At 71.0% G+C, this 19,767-nt stretch carries 13 protein-coding genes and 2 pseudogenes; 6 read left to right on the forward strand and 9 right to left on the reverse strand.

Annotated features, from left to right (window positions below; genetic code table 11):
- Window positions 1–9 precede the first annotated feature (9 nt).
- The gene (locus tag ABB33_RS08490; protein ID WP_056931833.1) at window positions 10–534 is read right to left on the reverse strand and encodes a GNAT family N-acetyltransferase; all 525 of its coding nucleotides are present in this window, start codon (window positions 532–534) and stop codon (window positions 10–12) included.
- Window positions 535–541: 7 nt separating this feature from the next.
- Complete coding sequence (gene aspS / locus ABB33_RS08495) at window positions 542–2,299, reverse strand: aspartate--tRNA ligase (protein ID WP_056931834.1); 1,758 nt, start codon at window positions 2,297–2,299, stop codon at window positions 542–544.
- 158 nt (window positions 2,300–2,457) lie between these two features.
- Here aspS and ABB33_RS19290 point away from each other — a divergent pair.
- Together ABB33_RS19290 and ABB33_RS08500 are read left to right on the forward strand one after the other, a co-directional pair.
- Window positions 2,458–2,736 (forward strand): annotated as a pseudogene (locus tag ABB33_RS19290) (DUF3011 domain-containing protein); the annotation flags it as partial.
- Window positions 2,737–2,799: 63 nt separating this feature from the next.
- Window positions 2,800–3,435, forward strand: a pseudogene (locus ABB33_RS08500) (DUF3011 domain-containing protein); the annotation flags it as partial.
- 34 nt (window positions 3,436–3,469) lie between these two features.
- Here ABB33_RS08500 and ABB33_RS08505 read toward each other — a convergent pair.
- The 4 genes from ABB33_RS08505 to blaCESS all read right to left on the reverse strand — a co-directional run bounded on the left by ABB33_RS08505 (window position 3,470) and on the right by blaCESS (window position 9,142).
- On the reverse strand, window positions 3,470–4,111 hold the full coding sequence (locus ABB33_RS08505; protein ID WP_056931836.1) for a hypothetical protein: 642 nt from the start codon (window positions 4,109–4,111) through the stop codon (window positions 3,470–3,472).
- A gap of 49 nt (window positions 4,112–4,160) precedes the next feature.
- Window positions 4,161–6,860, reverse strand: coding sequence for a serine/threonine-protein kinase (locus tag ABB33_RS08510; protein ID WP_182212516.1), 2,700 nt, complete (start codon window positions 6,858–6,860; stop codon window positions 4,161–4,163).
- A gap of 97 nt (window positions 6,861–6,957) precedes the next feature.
- Window positions 6,958–8,193, reverse strand: coding sequence for a cation:proton antiporter (locus ABB33_RS08515; RefSeq protein ID WP_056931838.1), 1,236 nt, complete (start codon window positions 8,191–8,193; stop codon window positions 6,958–6,960).
- 70 nt (window positions 8,194–8,263) lie between these two features.
- On the reverse strand, window positions 8,264–9,142 hold the full coding sequence (gene blaCESS / locus ABB33_RS08520) for a CESS family extended-spectrum class A beta-lactamase (protein WP_056931839.1): 879 nt from the start codon (window positions 9,140–9,142) through the stop codon (window positions 8,264–8,266).
- Between the two features lie 171 nt (window positions 9,143–9,313).
- Here blaCESS and ABB33_RS08525 point away from each other — a divergent pair, with 171 nt between their 5' ends.
- The gene (locus ABB33_RS08525; RefSeq protein ID WP_056931840.1) at window positions 9,314–10,183 is read left to right on the forward strand and encodes a LysR substrate-binding domain-containing protein; all 870 of its coding nucleotides are present in this window, start codon (window positions 9,314–9,316) and stop codon (window positions 10,181–10,183) included.
- Between the two features lie 28 nt (window positions 10,184–10,211).
- Here ABB33_RS08525 and ABB33_RS08530 read toward each other — a convergent pair whose 3' ends face one another.
- Entirely contained in the window at window positions 10,212–12,089 is a 1,878-nt protein-coding gene (locus tag ABB33_RS08530; protein WP_056931841.1) for an ABC-F family ATP-binding cassette domain-containing protein, read from the reverse strand.
- A gap of 310 nt (window positions 12,090–12,399) precedes the next feature.
- On the opposite strand from ABB33_RS08530, the gene ABB33_RS08535 reads away from it, so the two are divergent.
- Together ABB33_RS08535 and ybaL are read left to right on the forward strand one after the other, a co-directional pair.
- On the forward strand, window positions 12,400–14,790 hold the full coding sequence (locus ABB33_RS08535; protein ID WP_054663871.1) for a TonB-dependent receptor plug domain-containing protein: 2,391 nt from the start codon (window positions 12,400–12,402) through the stop codon (window positions 14,788–14,790).
- 153 nt (window positions 14,791–14,943) lie between these two features.
- The gene (ybaL, locus tag ABB33_RS08540) at window positions 14,944–16,641 is read left to right on the forward strand and encodes a YbaL family putative K(+) efflux transporter (RefSeq protein ID WP_056931842.1); all 1,698 of its coding nucleotides are present in this window, start codon (window positions 14,944–14,946) and stop codon (window positions 16,639–16,641) included.
- Between the two features lie 23 nt (window positions 16,642–16,664).
- On the opposite strand, the gene ABB33_RS08545 is transcribed toward ybaL, so the two are convergent.
- Entirely contained in the window at window positions 16,665–17,570 is a 906-nt protein-coding gene (locus ABB33_RS08545; protein WP_056931843.1) for a LysR family transcriptional regulator, read from the reverse strand.
- A 122-nt stretch (window positions 17,571–17,692) separates the two neighbouring features.
- Between ABB33_RS08545 and ABB33_RS08550 the strand changes: the two genes are divergently transcribed.
- Window positions 17,693–18,343, forward strand: a complete 651-nt coding sequence (locus ABB33_RS08550; protein ID WP_056931844.1) for an NAD(P)-dependent oxidoreductase — start codon at window positions 17,693–17,695, stop codon at window positions 18,341–18,343.
- Window positions 18,344–18,433: 90 nt separating this feature from the next.
- Here the strand turns inward: ABB33_RS08550 and ABB33_RS08555 are convergent, their stop codons facing one another.
- Entirely contained in the window at window positions 18,434–19,720 is a 1,287-nt protein-coding gene (locus ABB33_RS08555; RefSeq protein WP_056932008.1) for an O-acetylhomoserine aminocarboxypropyltransferase/cysteine synthase family protein, read from the reverse strand.
- Window positions 19,721–19,767 lie beyond the last annotated feature (47 nt).

Genomic DNA, 19,767 nt, shown 5'->3' on the forward strand with positions numbered 1-19,767 from the left:
CGGCGCCAGTCAGGCGCCGCGCGCTGGGCGGCGCAGGATGAACTCGCGGTCGCGCGTGCGCCCGACCGGGAACGCGTATTCGCCGACCGTGTCGAAACCGTGGCGGGCATAGAAGCGCTGGGCGCCGAAGTTCTCCGACCAGACGCCGATCCACAGCGTGCGCGGCCCGCCTTCCAGCAGCCATTGCTCGGCCTGCGCGAACAGCGCGCCGCCCCAGCCGCCGCCCTGGTGGCCGCGCAGCACGTACAGGCGCTTCAGTTCGCCATCGCCCGGGCGGACGTCGGCGTGCGGAAGCCCACAGGGACCGGCGAAGGCGAAGCCGACCGGCTCGCCGCCGACCTCCAGCAGCCAGGCGGCGTAGTCGCCCGACTGCAACTGGCTGCGCTGCAGCTCCGGCGGATAGGCCGTGGCCAGGTAATCGGCCAGGTCCTGCGGCGGGTACAGGTGGCCGAACGTCTCCACGAAGGTACGCTCGGCCAGCGCGCACAGCACGCCGGCGTCGTCGGGCGATGCGCGACGGATGACGCCGGCCATCGGCCGCTCAGCCCTTGGCCGGCTGCGGACGCACCTGCACGTGCACTTCGGCCAGCTGCGCGTCGGCGATCGGCGACGGCGCGTCGGTCATCAGGCACTGCGCACCGGTGGTCTTCGGGAACGGGATCACGTCGCGGATCGATTCGGTGCCGGCCATCAGCGCGGCGATGCGGTCGATGCCGAAGGCGATGCCGCCGTGCGGCGGCGCGCCGTAGTTCAGCGCGTCCAGCAGGAAGCCGAACTTGGCGCGCGCCTCCTCGGCACCGATGCCGAGCAGTTCGAACACCGCGCTCTGCATCTCCGGGCGGTGGATGCGGATCGAACCGCCGCCGATCTCGTTGCCGTTGAGCACCATGTCGTAGCCGCGCGACACCGCGGTCCGGGCGTTGGCGCGCAGGTCGGCCACGTCGTCCACCGCCGGCGCGGTGAAGGGGTGATGCAGGGCCACGTAGCGCTGCTCCTCGTCGTCCCACTCGAACATCGGGAAGTCGGTGACCCACAGCGGGCGCCAGCCTTCAGTGACCAGGCCGAAGTCCCTGCCGGCCTTCAGCCGCAGCGCGCCCATGAAGTCGGAGACCTTGTTGTAGCCGCCGGCGCCGAAGAACACGATGTCGCCGTTGCCGGCGCCGACGTGGGCGACCAGGGCGGCGAACGCCGCTTCGCTGAAGAACTTCTGGATCGGCGAGCTGACCTCGCCGTTGTCGGCGATCTTGATGTAGGCCAACCCCTTGGCGCCGTACTTGGCGGCATGGGCGGCGTACTCGTCGATCTGCTTGCGGCTCAGCGACGCGCCACCGGGGATGCGCAGCGCGGCCACCCGGCCATCGGGATCATTGGCCGGGCCGGTGAACACGGCGAAACCGCTGTCCTTGACCAGCGCGGCGACGTCCACCAGCTCCAGGCCGATGCGCAGGTCCGGCTTGTCCGAGCCGTAGCGGCGCATGGCTTCGGCCCAGGTCATGCGCGGGAACTGCGCGTCGAGTTCGACGTCGACCACTTCCTTGAAGATCGAACGGATCATGTCCTCGACGAAATCCTGCACGTCGCGCTCGCGCACGAAGGCGAACTCCATGTCCAGCTGGGTGAACTCCAGCTGGCGGTCGGCCCGCAGCGCCTCGTCGCGGAAGCAGCGCGCGATCTGGTAGTAGCGGTCGAAGCCGGCCACCATCAGGATCTGCTTGAACAGCTGCGGGCTCTGCGGCAGCGCGTAGAACTCGCCCGGGTGCATGCGCGCCGGCACCAGGAAGTCGCGCGCGCCTTCCGGGGTGGCCTTGGTCAGGATCGGGGTCTCGATGTCCTGGAAGCCGCGCGCATCCAGGTGGCGGCGCAGCGCCTGCACCAGCTTGATGCGGGTGCGCTGCATGCGCTGCATCTCCGGACGGCGCAGGTCCAGGTAACGGTACTTCAGGCGGGTGTCCTCGCCCGGGTTCTCGTGGGCGTGGAACGGCAGCGGCGCGGCCTTGTTGAGCACGGTGATGCGGCTGGCGATCACTTCCACCCTGCCGGTGCGCATCTTGTCGTTGACCGCGTGGCGGGCACGCACCACGCCTTCGACCTGGAGCACGTCCTCATAGCCCAGCGACGCGGCAACCGCGAACACCTCGGCGTTGTCGATCTCCACCGTTACCTGCACGATGCCTTCATGATCGCGCAGATCGATGAAGCAGACGCCGCCCTGGTTGCGGGCAACGTCGGTCCAGCCAGCAAGGGTCACGGTTTGGCCGATCAGGGTCTCGTCGACCAGGCCGCAGAAGTGGGTACGCATGGAAAGCTCCGCAGGGGAATACCGGCACGGGAGGGTGCCGGCGAGCCGGCTATTTTGCGGCCGGCCGGCGAGCGGAGCAAATCCGCGGCGCAGTCACGCCCGCTTAAGCCAGACTCTTCCTATAGTTCGCCCATCCAAACCTGAACAGGGACGCCGCCATGAACCGCCCGCTTCTGCTCGCCGGACTCACCGCCCTCCTGCCCGGCGCCCTGCTCGCCACCAGCGCCGCCGCGCAGTCGCCCTATGGCAACGGCCCCGGCACCGTGGCGGCAGTGCGCTGCGAGAGCATCAACAACCGCCAGCAGGTCTGCAATACCGGCTGGCGCGACGCCATCATCGTCCGCCAGCTGTCCAGCACCCGCTGCATCGAGGGACAGAACTGGGGCAGCCGCGATGGCACGGTGTGGGTCGGCAACGGCTGCCGCGCCGACTTCGGCCCGGGTCGCGGCGGCTGGAGCAACGGCGGCGGCAACGGCAACTGGGGCGGCAACGGCGACACCATCCGCTGCGAGAGCAACGACAACCGCCAGCGCGTGTGCAACACCGGCTGGCGCGGCGCGGTGCTGGTGCGCCAGCTGTCCAACACCCAGTGCGTGGAAGGCCGCAACTGGGGCAGCGGCAACGGCAGCGTGTGGGTCGACAATGGCTGCCGCGCCGAGTTCGCCGAAGGCCGTGGCGGCAACTGGGGCGGCGGCTGGGGCGGTGGCAATGCCGGCAACGGCGACACCATCCGCTGCGAGAGCAACGACAACCGCCAGCGCGTGTGCCGCACCGACTGGCGCCGCGCCACGCTGGTGCGGCAGTTGTCCAAGTCGCAATGCATCGAAGGCCGCAGCTGGGGCAGCAGCAACGGCGCGGTCTGGGTCAGCGACGGTTGCCGTGCCGAGTTCGCCGAAGGCCGCGGAGGCGGCTGGGGCGGCGGTGGCAATGGCAACTGGGGCGGTTCCAACTACAGCATCGAGTGCAGCAGCGAAGACAACCGCATGCGCTCCTGCGCCTGGGAACGCCGCCAGGGCCGCCCGGTACTGATCCAGCAGCTGTCCCGGACCCAGTGCGTGGAAGGCCGCAACTGGGGCTACAACGGCAACAGCGTATGGGTGAACGGCGGCTGCCGCGCGCGCTTCGGCGCACGCTGAGGGCGGCTGTCGGGCTGGAACCGAAGGGCGCCGGTCAGGCGCCCTTTTCCGTGGCGGCGGCATCGGCGCCCCACGGCGGCGGCGGTGCCGCCACCGGCCGGGTGAGGTCGAACTCGACCTGGAACAGGCGCCCGTCCGGTCGCGACAGTTCGTACAGGAAGCGCCGCCCCGGCTCGACTTCCATCGCCCAGGTGTTGCGCACCGACCCGGCCAGGCCCTCGCGCTCGAACATCGCCACCGACTCGGCGTCCACCGGGAACGCCTGCCGCTGCGCGGTCCCCGGCTCATGGGTATCGCCGCCGTAGAGGGTGACCTTGTCCGGGCTGCCATCGGCATGGCGGTGATCGTGCTTGAGCCGCAGGCGATCGCCGACGCGGGTCAGCACCCAGGTCCGCGAACGATCCTCGCCGACATGGAACGGCACGCGCAGCTCCTGCGCCGGCGCATCGCACCCGCGCACGTGCATCACCAGCACCTGGCCTTCGAAGGGATCGGGCGTGGCGCTCGTCGGCTGGTTGGCCACCACGCGGCCGGCGAAGGCCTGCCCGCAATGCTGGGCCAGGGCCGCCAGGAACCCGGCAGCGCCGGTATCGGCGGCGGAGGGAGCCGGTGCCGCCATGGACACCGGCGGAGCGAGCAACAGCGGCAGGAGACCTGCGAGGAAAGAGCGCTTCATGCCCCGACCCTAACCGCTGCGTCCGGTGGCGGCAAGCCGCGCCGGGCCGTCACCGCGACGGCGGCAGCTCGCGCAGCAGCGGGCTGCGGGCGGCCAGTTGCGCGCGCAGTACCGGCGCCGCCCGCGCCGACTCCTGCTCGCCACGCCCGCCGGCCGCGGCCAGCGCCCCGGCCAGGGCCAGCCGCCAGCGCGCCGTCCGCGCCGAATCGGCACCGGACAGGCGCGCACTCGCGGCCACCACCTCGCGCCATGCAGCGACGGCCGCCGCATCGCCTTCGCGCTGCAGCAGCATGGCCTGCAGCACCTGCTGGCGCAGTGCGGTCTCCGGACTGGCCGCCGCGGCCTCGGCGGCCATCGCCGCCAGCGCCGCCCGGGCGTCGTCGCGGCGGTCCTTCAACAGCAGCCATTCCGCCCAGCCCTGGCGCACGCGCAGGCCATTGGCGCTGCCGGCGGGGATCCGCGGCAACCACGCCGCATGCGCATGCCGCACCAGCGCATCGCCTTCGGCGTGGCCGTGGCGGGCCAGCAACAACCCCAGCTGCAATTCCAGGTCGAGCGTGTCCGGGTGCCCGTCGCCGATCGCCGCGCGGCGTACCGCCAGCGCCTCGCGCCACGCCGCCTCGGCGGCTGCCGGGTCGTCACGGGCCTCGGCCAGCTGCGCCGCCGTTTCCAGCATCGCCGAGTAGTTGAAACTGTCCTTGCCCATCACCTCGGCCGACAGCCGCAGCGCGGTACGCACATGCCCGTCGGCGCGCAGGTAGTCGCCCCTGCGGATCAGCGCACCGGCCAAGCGGTTGTTTTCGCTGACGTAGTACACGCTGCGCTCGCCGAAGATGCGCGGCGCGCGCACCAGGTTGGCCTCGAACGCGGCGATGGCCTCGTCCAGCCGTCCCTGGTCGAGCAGCACCAGGCTGCGCTCGCTGTGGCTGGACCAGTAGTCGAACGACGTCGGTCCGAACATGCGCAGGAAGATCGGCGTCGAACGCTCGAACATCGCCGCCGCCGCGGCCAGTTCGCCCTTGCGTCGGTACATCATGCCGAGGTTGTCCAGGGTCACGCCGATGAACTGCTCGCGGCGCGCCAGTTCATGCCGCTGCAATGCCTGCCTGAAGGCCGCCTCCGCTTCGCCGTAGCGCTGCTCGGACAGCAGCGACAGCCCCAGCGAGTTGTAGGACTGGGCGACCCGGAAGCTGTCCGCCGGCTGCTGCCCGAGCAGGGCCAGGGCGCGCCGCGCCAGCGCCTCGCCCTCGCGGCCGTCGCGGTTGTTGGCATGGCTGCCGGCCAGCAGGTTGAACTGGCGTGCGGCCTCGTCGATGTTGCGCGCGCCACCGCGCGCGGCCAGCGCCTCGGCAGAGGCGCGCATCATCGGGTTGGCGCGCTTCAGGTCGCCCATGTTGCGGTAGGCCAGCCCGATCACGCCCTTGAGCCGGGCCTGCACCTCGGGCGATGCCTCAAGCTCGGCGTCCACCCGCGCCGCGGCGCGGTCGAGCACCTCGCGCGCGCTGATGTCGTCGCCGGCACGCGCGCCCTTTTCGCGCGGGTCGGCGGCTTCGAACATCGACACCAGGAACGCGCTCACCTGTTCGGCGACCTGCGCCTGGCGCTCGGCCTCGGCGCGGGCCTCGGCCAGCCAGCAGACGAAAGCGCCCACCAGCAGCAGGACACCGGCCAGCGCCGCGGCGCCCTTCCAGTTGCGCCGCAGCCAGCGCCCGCCGCGGTAGAACCCGCCGCCGCCGCGGGCCAGCACCGGCCGGTGCTCGAGGTAGCGGCGGACATCGGCCGCGAGCGCCTCCACCGAGGCGTAGCGCGCCGGCGCCGCGGCGGCGACCGCGCGCATGGCGATCGCGTCCAGGTCGCCGCGCAACGCGCCGCGCCAGGCGCAGCGCGCATCGGCCAGGCGGCTCGGCGGCAATGGTGCCTGCCCCGCCGCCGGGCCGCGCGCGGCATCCTGCGCGGCCAGCAGCCCGGCCAGCACGATGCCCAGGCTGTAGACGTCGCTGGCCATGCCCTCGGGTTCGCCCGCGCGCAGCTCGGGCGCCGCATAGCCCGGGGTGAAGAACGGCTGGCGGCCCGGGTTGCCGTCGTTCTCGATCAGCCGCGCGATGCCGAAGTCCAGCAGTACCGGCTCGCCGTCGGCACGCACCAGGATGTTGGCCGGCTTGAGGTCGCAGTGCAGCACCAGCCGCGCATGCGCGGCCTGCACCGCCGCGCACACCTTCAGGAACAGCGCCAGCCGCTGGCGCAGGTCGAGGCGACGTTGCCGGCAATGGACGTCCAGCGCCTGGCCGCGGACGTACTCCATCACCAGATAGGGCTGGCCACCGGGCGTGGTGCCGCCGTCGTAAAGGCGCGCGATGTTGGGGTGCTGCAGCCCGGCGAGGATGCGCCGCTCCGCGGCCAGGCGCTCGGCGATGCGCGGCTCGGGCGCGGCATGCAGGACCTTGACCGCCACCTCCTGCGCGTACAGGCCGTCGGCGCGCTCGGCGCGGAACACCACGCCCATGCCGCCGCTGGCCAGGCGCTCGCACAACCGCCACGGCCCCAGCCGCTCGCCTTCGCCCTGCTCGACCTGCGCGCCGGCCGCACGCAGGCCGCGCAGCGGCGACTGTGCGCGGGACAGGTCCACGGTCTGCGCCTGCAGCAGTTCCAGGGTTTCGGCGACCACCGCCGGGTCGGCGCTCATGCGCGCCAGTTCGGTCCGCCACTGCGAGGGATGCAGGTCGCAGACCGCATCGAAAAGTTCACGCACGCGCTGCCAGTTGTCGCTATCCACTCACCCGCCCCGGTCGACATGCCGCCCATGGTGCGGCGGCTCCCGGGAGCGGATCATAGCCGCAGCGCGCGGCCTAGCCGGAAGGCGGCCGGGCGGCATCGATCACCGCCGATTCGGCGCTGCGTGGCGGCACCGGCGCCGGCTCGGCCACCGCCACGTCGTGCGCGGCGTCCTTGCCCAGCGGATCCACGCCCAGCGGCGCACGCAGCACCAGCGACGGCAGCAGCGTGTTCAATGCCGCATACAGCAGCAGCGCGCCGTACAGCACCGCCGGGGCGTCGAAGCGTTCGCGCATGATGCCGGCCAGCACCAGGGTGAAGATCAGGGTCGGCGACAGCGCCAGCGACACCCGCAGGCTGGACATGAAACTCTCGCCGAACAGCACCCGCCGCTGCAGCCAGACCACCGCGATGCGCAGCGGCAGCACGACCAGGGTGATCACCACGCCCAGCCCCAGCGCCTCGAAGCTGAGCGCGTCGCCGGGCACCTTGGTACCGGCGTTGAAGAAATAGAACGGAACGAAGAACGAGGCGAACAGGCGCAGCGCGTGCAGGTTCTCGTGCGAGGCCAGCAGCGGCATGCGCTGCTGCAGCAGGCGCGCGACCAGCCCGGCGATGAAGGCGCCCACCAGGTAGTACACGCCCAGCGAATAGGTGATGTAGGCCGCGAGCAGGCCGACCATCACCAGCAGCGAGAACTCCGAGCCCGGCGCATGCGGCGCCACCCAGCGGCCGAGGCCGACGAACAGCAGCGGCAGGCCCACCATCATCGCCAGCAGCACCAGGCTGGACAGCGCCATGTGCGCGGGATCGCCGGCCTGCAGCACCACGAACAGCGCCGCCAGCGCCAGCAGTTCGCCGGCGATGGCCTTGCTGCTCACCCAGAACCGTTCCGCCTCGTCCAGGCCCAGGCGCGCGAGCGAATCCATGATGAAGCCGGTCGACGGGGTCAGCAGCGCCAGCGCCAGCAGGCCCGCCGCCTGCCACTGCAGGCCGCCGTAGCGCCACCCCAGCCAGGCCACGCCGGCCAGGGTCAGGCTGCGGATCAGCAGGTGCACCAGCAATGGCCACATGCCACGCCGCAGGTCCTTCAGGTCCACCTCGAGGCCGGCGAACAGGAACAACGAGGAAATGCCCAGCGTGGCCAGCAGCCCCACCACCGGGTCGTGCGCGCCATCGCCCAGCCACAGCATCACGCCGATGCCGAACACCAGGCAGGTCAGCGGCGCCGGTACGCAGAAGCGCTGCAGTGCGCGCGGAATCACCAGCAGCGCGAAGATCAACAACAGGTAGACCAGCTCGCGGCTCATGCGCGCGGTTTCCTTTCCCCAACTGGCGCACAGGGTACACGTGCCGCTGCCGCCGACGCACCGCCGCGGCTCAGCCCAGGTACGCGGCCGCCCGTTCGCCGACCCGGCGCAGGATGCCATCGCGACCCGCGTCGTCCAGCGTGGACCCCTGCAGGAAAGCGGCCAGCACCCAAGGCGTACCGCCGCGCCGCGGCCACAGCACGGCGATGTCGTTGCTGGTGTCGCGGCCGTTGCTGCCGGTCTTGTCGCCCACCCGCCAGCCCGGCGGCAGCCCCGCGCGCAGCCGCGCGTCGCCGGTCTCGTTGTCGATCAGCCAGTCGGCCAGTTGCCGGCGCCCGGCCAGGGCCAGCGCATCGCCAAGCACGAAGCGCTGCAGATTGCCGGCCATCGCCGCCGGGCTGGTGGTGTCGCGCGGATCGTCCATCGCGAAGCGGTTTGCGTCCGGCTCGTAGCGCGCCGCCAGGGTGACCGCATCGCCCTGCGCGCGCAGGAAGGCGGTGAGCCCGGCCGGCCCGCCGACCAACGGCAGCAGCAGGTTGGCCGCGGCGTTGTCGCTGGTGGTCAGGGTCGCCCGGCACAGGTCGCGCACGCCCAGGTCCTTGCCGACATGGCGCGCGGTGACCGGCGAATGGGCGAGCAGGTCCGCCGCCCGCACCGGTACCCGCTGGTCCAGCGACAGCGCGCCGCGCCCGGCCCGCTCCAGGACCGCGGCCGCGAGCAGGAACTTGAAGGTGCTGCACATCGGGAAACGTTCGTCCATGCGCTGGCCGAAACGCGCGCCGCTGGCCGGATGCCACAGGCACACGCCCAGGCGCCCCCCGCTTTCGGCCTCCAGCGCGGCAAAGCCGGCCGCCGCCGGCGCAGACACGGCGCGGGCCAGCAGGGGCACGGCGGCAATGCCGGCACACGCGGCACCGCCGAGGGCGAGAAACTGGCGGCGGTCGATCATGCAGGCGCGCTCCGTGGGTGTGGATGGCCACGATTATCGGAAGCGGCGACCGCGCCCGACCAGCGCGAAAAACCAGCAGCAGCCATTAGATAAATAAGGGTCAAAGCCCCGATTTACGCACCCATAACGGGAATAATGCGATTACCCATCACCGGTCGTTATGGCTCAGGCATGATCCGCCCCCAGCTTCCGCTCAACGCCCTGCGCGCCTTCGAGGCCGCCGCACGCCACCTCAATTTCACCCGCGCGGCGCTGGAGCTGTGCGTCAGCCAGGCCGCGCTGAGCCACCAGATCCGCAGCCTGGAAGAGCGCCTGCAGGTCACGCTGTTCCACCGCCTGCCGCGCGGGGTGGCGCTCACCGACGAAGGCGCGGCGCTGCACCCGGTGCTCACCGACGCCTTCGACCGCATAGCCATCGCCCTGGACCGTTTCGCCGGCGGGCGCTTCCGCGAGGTGCTGACGGTGGGCGTGGTCGGGACCTTCGCCACCGGCTGGCTGCTGCCGCGGCTGGGCGATTTCGAGGCTGCGCATCCGGATATCGAGCTGCGCCTGCAGACCCACAACAACCGCATCGACCTGGCCGGTGAGGGCCTGGACCTGGCGATCCGCTTCGGCGAAGGCGACTGGCAGGGCCAGGACTGCACGCCGATCGTCGACGCGCCGTTCGCGCCGGTATGCGCGCCGTCGCTGGCGCGACGCCTGCGGCAGCCACGCGACCTGGCCGCGGTGCCGCTGCTGCGCTCCTACCGCAACGACGAATGGCCGCGCTGGCTGCAGGCGGCCGGGGTGGTCGGGGTGGAGCCACGCGGCCCGGTGTTCGACTCCTCGCTGGCACTGGCCAGCGCCGCCGCCGCAGGCGCCGGGGTGGCGCTGCTGCCGCTGCGCATGTTCGAGCAGGACCTGGCCGACGGCCGCCTGCTGCAGCCCTTCGCGCAGACCCTGGTGCTGGGACGCTACTGGCTCACCCGGCTGCGCTCGCGCGCCGAACGCGAGCCGCTCAGGCGTTTCCGCCTGTGGCTGCAGGCGCAGGGCCAGGCGTAGCCGCCGGCGCGCGCCCACGCGACACGCCCTAGTCGAGCAGCTCCATCCACGCCGCTTCGGCCTGCTCCAGCTGCTGCGCGAGCACCTCGCGCTCGCTGCCGAGCCGGCCCATCTTCGCCGCATCGGCGTAGTTGGCCGGGTCGGCCAGCTGGCGGTCGATATCGGCCAGCGCCGCGCCCAGCTGCTCGACCTTCTTCTCGGCCGCCTCCAGCTTGTGCGGGTTGACCGGCTTCTTCGCCGGTGCCGGCTGCGCGGCCACCGGCGCAGGCGCCGGTTCGGCCGGCTTTGCGCCCTTGTCGGCGCGGTCGGCCTTGCTGCGCGCGCCCTGCGCGCTGGCGCGGGTGCGCAGCCACGCGGCGTACTCGTCGAGGTCGCCGGCAAACGGCTCGACCACGCCGTCGGCCACGCGCCAGAAGGTGTCGCAGACCAGGCCGATCAGGTGGCGGTCGTGCGACACCATGACGATGGCGCCCTCGAACACGCTCAGGGCTTCGGCCAGCGCCTCGCGCATTTCAAGATCGAGGTGGTTGGTCGGTTCGTCGAGCAGCAGCACGTTGGGCTGCTGCCAGGCGATCAGCGCCAGCGCCAGGCGCGCGCGCTCGCCGCCGGAGAAGCCGTCCACCGGCTCGAACGCGCGGTCGCCGGGGAAGTTCCACTTGCCGAGGAAGTCGCGGAAGTTCTGGTTGACGCCGTCCGGGTCGATCTCGCGGAAGTGGTCCATCGGCGTGGCGCCCTCGCGCAGCGACTCCACCGTGTGCTGGGCGAAGTAGCCGATCTTCATGTCCGGGTGCGCGCTGCGCTCGCCGGCCAGCGGCGGCAGGTCGCCCACCAAGGTCTTGACCAGGGTGGTCTTGCCGGCGCCGTTCGGGCCGAGCAGGCCCACGCGCTGGCCGGCCTCAAGGCCGAAGCCGACGTCCTTCAGGATCACCGCGTCCTGGCCGTAGCCGGCCTCGACGTGGTTCAGGCGGATCAGCGAGAACGGCAGCTTGGCCGGCTCGGAGAACTCGATGCGGAACTCGCGCTCGGCGCGCACCGCCTCGGTGCCGGTCATCTTGGCCAGGCGCTTCATGCGGCTCTGCGCCTGGGTGGCCTTGCTGGCCTGCGCCTTGAAGCGGTCGATGAAGCTCTGCAGGTGGGCGCGTTCGGCCTGCTCCTTCTCATGCGCGATCTGCTGCTGGCGCAGGTGTTCGGCACGCTGGCGCTCGAAGTCGGTGTAGCCGCCGGTGTACAGCCGCGCGGTGCCGCCGTGCAGGTGCAGGGTGTGGGTGGCGACGTTGTCGAGGAACTCGCGGTCGTGCGAGATCAGCAGCAGCGTGCCCGGGTATTTGAGCAGCCACTGTTCAAGCCAGTACACCGCGTCCAGGTCGAGGTGGTTGGTCGGTTCGTCGAGCAGCAGCAGGTCGCTGGGCATCATCAGCGCGCGCGCCAGGTTCAGGCGCGCACGCCAGCCACCGGAGAACGCGGCCACCGGGCGGCCGTGGGTCTCGGCCGGGAAGCCCAGGCCATGCAGCAGCTTGCCGGCCCGCGCCTCGGCGTCATAGGCGCCCAGTTCGGCCATCTTCTGGTGCGCGTCTGCGACGGCTTCCCAGTCCTCGCGCGCGGTCGCGGCGGCTTCCTCGGCCAGCACCGCGGCCACCACGTCGTCGCCGCCCAGCACGAAATCGATGGCGCGGTCGGGCAGCGCCGGGGTTTCCTGGGCCACGTCGGCGATGCGGATCCTGCCCGGCAGCGACACATCCCCCTTGTCGGCTTCCAGTTCGCCACGCACGGCGGCGAACAGGCTGGACTTGCCGGCGCCGTTGCGCCCGACCACGCCCACGCGGTAGCCGGCATGCAGGGTGAGGTCGACGTTGGACAACAGCAGGCGCTCGCCCCGGCGCAGGGCGAAATTACGAAGGGAAATCATGAGGGGGTCCGTTATAACGAAAAGGAATGTACACCTGAGCAACATTCCTGCGACGCGATTCTAGCGTTAACGAATACTTGACTGACGCTTCCCTCGCATCGGTTTCGTGCCGGGATGCCCTCCCCCGAACCCCGCCGGGTGCCACGTCTTTTCGGTCGAAATGCTTTCAGCAGCAACGACATAGGCGGGCCAAACGGCATTTGACACCGCGTAAAAATTCCATTAATCCATGATGACGCACCGTACGCCCCCTCGTGACGGACATCCTGTCGCCGCCGGTGCCGCTCATTCATACCGGAGCTGCAATCTGATGAACCGCAAGTCCAGTACGCTCGCCGTTGCCGTCGCCATCGCCCTCGGCCTCCCGGTTGCCCCTGCCTTCGCCCAGTCCGGCGCCCAGACGCTCGACACCGTGATCGTCACCGGTACCCGCGTGGCCGACCGCACGGTGGCCGAATCGCAGTCGCCCATCGACATCATCACCCCCGAGGTCCTGCAGGCCACCGGCTCGACCGAGCTGGCCACCGCGCTGTCGCGCGCCCTGCCCTCGCTCAACTTCCCGCGCCCGGCCCTGACCGACGGCACCAGCGGCGTGCGCCCGGCGCAGCTGCGCGGGCTGTCGCCGGACCAGGTGCTGATCCTGATCAACGGCAAGCGCCGGCACCTGTCCGGCCAGCTCAACGTCAACGGCAGCATGGGCCGCGGTTCCTCGGCCGTGGACCTGAACACCATCCCGGTGGCGGCGATCGAACGCGTGGAAGTGCTGCGCGACGGCGCCTCGGCCCAGTACGGCTCGGACGCCATCGCCGGCGTGGTCAACATCGTGCTCAAGGGCGCCGGCAAGGGCGGCAGCCTGGCGCTGGACCTGGGCCAGTATTCGGCCGGTGACGGCAGGCAGTACCAGCTCTCCGGCGATACCGGCGTCAGCTTCGCCGACGGTCGCGGCACGGTGCATTTCGCCGGCCAGCTCTCGCACCAGGACCGCACCAACCGCGCCGGCCCGTTCAACGCCTACGGCCTGCCGGGCAACCCGACGCCGAACACCGGCAACTACCCGGGCGTGGGCGTGAAGGCGTTCGTGGTCGGCGACCCGGAAGTCGATACCCGCGCGGTGTCGGCCAATGCCGGCTTCGATTTCAGCGACAACCTGCATGGCTACGCCACCGCCATCGCCAGCAACCGCGACATCACCTCGTTCGCGTTCTACCGTTCGCGCAACCACAACGCCGCGACCAAGCTGCTCTACCCCGACGGTTTCGTGCCGGAGATCAACCAGTACCTGAAGGACCGTTCGCTGGTCGCCGGCCTGAAGGGCAGCACCGAAGGCGGCTTCAACTGGGACGTGAGCTACAACTACGGCTACAGCCGCATCGACTTCGCCACGCGCAACACCATGAACTACGCGCTGGGCGCCAACAGCCCCACCAGCTTCCGCGACGGCGCGCTGGAGTACACCCACAACATCGTCAATGCCGATTTCTCGCAGGCGCTGGACTGGGGCCTGGCCTACCCGGTGACGCTCTCCTTCGGCGCCGAGTACCGCCAGGAGAAGTGGAACCAGTCGCCGGGCGAGCCGAACTCCTATTTCGGCAGCGGCGCGCAGGGCTTCGCCGGCTTCACCCCGATCAACGCGGTGCACGCCGACCGCCACAACTACGCCCTCTATGCCGGCCTCGAGGCCGACCTGACCGACAAGCTGTCGGCCGGCGCCACCGCGCGCTACGAGGACTACTCCGACTTCGGCAGCAAGACCTCGGGCAAGCTCTCGGCCCGCTATGCGTTCACCGACACGGTGGCGCTGCGCGCCACCGTCTCCAACGGCTTCCGCGCGCCGTCGCTGGCCCAGCAGAGCTACCAGGTCATCACCAGCAACTACTCCAACGGCGTGTTCGTCGAGTCGGGCACCTTCCCGGCCACCAGCGTCGTGGCGAAGGCGCTGGGTTCCAAGCCGCTGCAGGCGGAAACCTCCACCTCCTACAGCCTGGGCCTGGTGCTGCAGCCGGCCGAGCGCCTGTACCTGACCATCGATGCGTTCCAGATCGACATCGACGACCGCATCCTGCTGTCGTCCACCATCAACACCAATCCGGCGACCAACGCGCTGCTGACCTCGCTGGGGATCAACAACGTCACCGCCTTCCGCTACTTCAACAACGCCGCCGACACCCGCACCCGCGGCGTGGACGTGGTCGGCAGCTACAACATCCCGCTGGCCGCCAGCGCCCTGGACCTGACCGCCAGCTACAGCTACAACAAGACCGAGGTGAAGCGGCTGGCGCCGTCGCCGGGCGTGCTGACCGGCCTGGGCCTGACCACGCCGCTGGTGGCGCGCGACGAGATCGGCCGCCTGGAAGACGCCTTCCCGCGCGACAAGGCCATCGTCGGCGGCACCTGGACCCTGGACCGCTGGGTGCTGGGCCTGAACGCCACCCGCTACGGCCGGTTCACCGTGCGCCAGACCAACCCGGCGTTCGACCAGAGCTACGACCCGCAGTGGGTGATGGACGTGTCGGCCAGCTTCAAGCCGAGCGCGCAGTGGACGCTGACCGTGGGTGCGGACAACGTGCTCGATTCGCACCCGGACAAGGTCAACCCCGCGTTCACCAGCGTCAACGCCTGGGGCCAGATGCCCTACAGCAACTATGCGCCGGCCGGTTTCAACGGCGCCTACGTCTACGGCCGCATCGGCTACAAGTGGTAAGCGGCGCCTGACGCAGCGGATGTTCCGCGCAATGCCCCGGGAAACCGGGGCATTGTTTTTTGCGTGCGCCACGTCCGCATCCGGCGCGGTGTTTCCTTGTCTGCGGCGGACGCGCCCGTAGAATCGTCACATCCCCCACCCCTGCGAGTTCCGATGCACCATGACACCGCCCTGATCAACATGATCGCCATCGGCCTGGGCCTGGCCTTCGTGCTTGGCGCCCTGGCCAACCGGCTGCGGCTGTCGCCGCTGGTGGGCTATCTGGTCGCGGGGGTGGTGGTCGGGCCGTTCACGCCGGGCTTCGTCGCCGACCAGGCGCTGGCCAACCAGTTGGCCGAGATAGGCGTGATGCTGCTGATGTTCGGCGTCGGCCTGCATTTCTCGCTCAAGGACCTGATGGCGGTGAAGGCCATCGCCATTCCCGGGGCCATCGGCCAGATCGCGGTGGCCACGGTGCTGGGCTGGGGGGTGGCCACGCTGATGGGCTGGCCGCCACTGCACGGGGTGATCTTCGGCTTCTCGCTGGCCACCGCCTCGACCGTGGTGCTGCTGCGGGCGATGGAGGAACGCCGCCTGCTGGAGACCACCCGCGGCAAGATCGCGGTCGGCTGGCTGATCGTCGAGGACCTGGCCTGCGTACTGGCGCTGGTGATGATGCCGGTGATCGCCGGCGTGTTCGGCCCGGAGGCCCAGGGCCGCAGCCACAGCCTCGGCAGCGTGCTGGCGTCGATCGGCTGGACCTTCGTGCAGCTGGGCCTGTTCGTGGCGGTGATGCTGCTGGTCGGGCGCCGGGTGATCCCGTGGATCCTGGAGCGCATCGCCGGCACCGGTTCGCGCGAACTGTTCACCCTGGCGGTGCTGGCCATCGCCCTGGGCGTGGCGTTCGGCGCGGCCGCGCTGTTCGGGGTGTCGTTCGCGCTGGGCGCGTTCTTCGCCGGCATGATGCTCAACGAGTCGGAGCTGAGCCACAAGGCGGCGCACGATTCGCTGCCGCTGCGCGATGCGTTCGCGGTGCTGTTCTTCATCTCGGTGGGCATGCTGTTCGACCCGATGATCGTGGTCGAGCACCCGTGGCAGGTGCTGGCCACGGTGGCGATCATCATGTTCGGCAAGTCGGCCGCGGCGTTCTTCATCGTGCGCGCCTTCGGCCATTCCAAGGCCACGGCGCTGACCATTTCCGCGTCGCTGGCGCAGATCGGCGAATTCGCCTTCATCATCGCCGGGCTCGGCGTGGCGCTGAAGATCCTGCCCGGCACCGGGCAGTCGCTGGTGCTGGCCGGCGCGCTGGTGTCGATCATGCTCAACCCGCTGGTGTTCGGCCTGCTCGACCGCTGGCAGGCGCGGCACAAGGAAACCCTGCCGGTGCCGGAAGCGCCGGACATCCCGCCCGGACCGTCGCTGGACCTGCACGACCACGCCATCGTCATCGGCTACGGCCGGGTCGGCAGCACCCTCGCGCAGGTGCTGCGCGATCGCGGCGTGCCGGTGCTGGTGATCGACGACAACCGCGACCATGTCGAGCGCGCGCACGCCGCCGGCATCCCCGGCATCCGCGGCAGCGCCGCCGCCGACCTGGTGCTGGCCGAGGCCCATCCCGAACGCGCCAGCATCGCCATCCTCGCCATCCCGCAGCCGCTGGAAGCCGGCGAAGCGCTGGCCAAGCTGCGCGCGATCAACCCCAACCTGACCCTGCTGGCGCGCGCGCACAGCGATGCCGAGGTCAAGCACCTGCTCGAGCACGGTGCCGACGGCACGGTGCTGGCCGAGCGCGAACTGGCGCACTCGCTGGCGGAAATGGTCATGGCCACGCCGCCGTACCGCGCGCTGCGGGCAGGCACCGCCGCCGGCTGAGGGGGCCGCGATGCCGGGGCCGCTCAGGCCCCGCTGTCGCCAACGCCGGGTATGCCCGCCAGGTAGCGGCCGAGCAGCTCGATCGCCTGGCGCACCTTGGCCGGCTGGGTCTGCCGGTGCGGCGTCACCGCCCACACCGGCAGCGCCGGGACGTCCCATTCGGGCAGCAGCCGGACCAGCCGGCCATCGGCCAGCAGCGGCATGACGTCCAGGCAGGTCAGTACCGCCACGCCCAGTCCCGACACGCACAGCTGGCGCACTGCCGGCTGGTTGTGGCTGACCAGGCGCGGATGCGCCGGCACACGCCGCTCCTGCCCCGAGGCGCGGTGCCGCCACGCCAGCCCCGGAACCTGCGCCAGCCCCAGCCATTCGCCGGCCGGCACCTGCAGCGGATCGGCCGGCGGGCCATGCCGCCGCAACCAGTCCGGCGCGGCGCAGGGCCAGCGTTGCAGGGTCCCCAGGCGCTGCGCCATCCAGTCGCTGTCGGGCAACTGGCCGAAGCGCAGCGCCAGGTCGATCCGGGCCTGCACCAGGTCGGTCCAGCCATCCTCGAAATGCAGGTGCAGGCGCAGCTGCGGGTTGTCGCGCAGCCACGCCCCCAGTGCCGGCCCGACATGGTCGGCCATGCCCAGTGGTGCGGACAGGCGCAGTTCGCCGCTGGGCGCGTGGCGGGCCGCCGACAGCTCGGCCGCGGCCTCGCCGGCGGCATCCAGCAGGCGCGCGCAGGCCGCGTAGTAGCGGCTGCCGACGTCGGTCAGCGACAGCTGCCGGGTCGAACGGTGCAGCAGCGCGACGCCAGCCTCCTGCTCCAGCGCGCGCACCTGCTGGCTGATCGCCGAGGTACTCATGCCCAGCGCCCGCGCCGCGGCGCTCATGGAGCCGTGCTGGACCACCTGCGCGAACAGCGCCATGCGCCTGAGATTCTCCATCGCCCCTCCTGCCGCCGCGCCATCGTGAAGCGTGGCTTCAAGGTGATTGTGGCCCCGGGAGACTGCCGCCGCCACCATGCGGGGAGGACACTGTGGACCTCCCATCCACGCGAGGAATCGCCATGAAAGTCGCCCTGATCGGTGCCACCGGCTTCGTCGGCCGCGCCCTGCTCGAAGAACTGCTGTCGCGCGGCCACGAGGTCACCGCGCTGGCCCGCCACCCGGACAAGCTCGCCGCGCGCGAACGCCTGCGCGTGATCCGCACCGACGTGAGCGATGCCGCACAGGTACAGGCCGCGGTGGCCGGCAACGACGCGGTGCTCAGCGCCTACAACGCCGGCTGGGGCAACCCGGACATCTACCACGACTTCATGCAGGGCTCGCGGGCGATCGTCGCCGGCACCCGCGCCGCCGGGGTGAAGCGTTACCTGGTGGTGGGCGGCGCCGGCAGCCTGTACACCGCCGACGGCGTGCAGCTGGTGGATACGCCGTCGTTCCCGCCGGCGTTCCATGACGGTGCCCGCGCCGCGCGCGACGCGCTGGAAGACCTGAAGGGCGAATCGACCCTGGACTGGACCTTCCTCAGCCCGCCGGTGGCCTTCCACGACGGCGGCCCGACCGAGCGCACCGGCCGCTACCGCACCGGCAGCGACACGCCGCTGATGGCCGCCGACGGCCCCGGCACCATCAGCCCGGCCGACCTGGCCGTGGCCCTGGTCGACGAGCTGGAACAGCCGCGGCACCTGCGCCAGCGCTTCACCATCGCCTGGTAAGGCCGCCTGCGCGATGCACGGCGGCGGGTGGCGCAGCGGACGCGCGCCACCCGCGCCCGGGGAGCTCGGGGGCCCGTTGAACTCCCGCGCTCAGGCCTGCGCCAGCGCCTGTTCCAGGTCGGCCAGCAGGTCGTCGATGTGTTCGATGCCGACCGACAGGCGCACCGTGTCCAGCGTCACCCCGGCCTTCTCCAGCTCGGCCGCATCGAGCTGGCGATGGGTGGTGGAGGCCGGGTGCGTGGCCAGCGACTTGGCGTCGCCCAGGTTGACCAGCCGGGTGAACAGCTGCAGTGCGTCGAGGAAGCGCGCCCCGGCCTCGCGGCCGCCGGGCAGGCCGAAGGTCAGCACCCCCGAGCCGTGCCCGCGCAGGTACTTGCGCACCAGCGCATGCTCGGGGTGGTCGGGCAGCGCCGCGTAGTTCACCCACGCCACCTTCGGGTGCTGCTGCAGGAAGGACGCGACCGCCAGCGTGTTGCTGTTGATCCGGTCCATGCGCAGCGCCAGGGTCTCGATGCCCTGCAGGATCTGGAAGGCGTTGAACGGCGAGATCGCCGCGCCGGTATTGCGCAGCGGCACCGCGCGTGCGCGGCCGATGTAGGCTGCCGGCCCCAGCGCCTCGGTGTAGACCACCCCGTGGTAACTCACGTCCGGCGTGTTGAGCCGCGGGAAGCGCTGGCTGTGTTCGGCCCAGGGGAAGCGGCCGGAATCGACGATCGCTCCGCCCAGGCTGGTGCCATGCCCGCCCAGGTACTTGGTCAGCGAATGCACCACGATGTCGGCGCCGAAGTCGAACGGGCGCAACAGGTAGGGCGTGGCCACGGTGTTGTCGACGATCACCGGCACGCCATGCGCGTGCGCGATCGCGGTGATGGCCTCGATGTCGGTGATGTTGCCGCGCGGGTTGCCGATGGACTCGACGAACACCGCCTTGGTGCGCTCATCGATCAGCGCCGCGAACGCCTGCGGATCGCGGTAGTCGGCGAAGCGGGTCTGGATGCCGAACTGCGGCAGCGTATGCGCGAACAGGTTGTAGGTGCCGCCATACAGCGCGCTGGAGGCCAGGATGTTGTCGCCGGCCTCGGCGATGGTCTGGATCGCGTAGGTGATGGCCGCCTGCCCGGATGCCAGTGCCAGCGCGCCGACGCCGCCTTCGAGCGCGGCGATGCGCTGCTCCAGCACGTCGGTGGTGGGGTTCATGATGCGGGTGTAGATGTTGCCCTGGACCTTCAGGTCGAACAGGTCGGCGCCGTGCTGGGTGTCGTCGAAGGCATAGGCCACGGTCTGGTAGATCGGCACCGCCACCGCGCGGGTGGTCGGGTCGGGACGGTAGCCGCCATGCACGGCGATGGTTTCGGGCTTCCAGTTCGGCGTGGACATCACAGGCTCGATGCGGGTGTGGCCCATGACCATAGCCGAGCCGATGC

The organism is Stenotrophomonas acidaminiphila, from assembly GCF_001431595.1.
GTDB lineage: Bacteria > Pseudomonadota > Gammaproteobacteria > Xanthomonadales > Xanthomonadaceae > Stenotrophomonas > Stenotrophomonas acidaminiphila.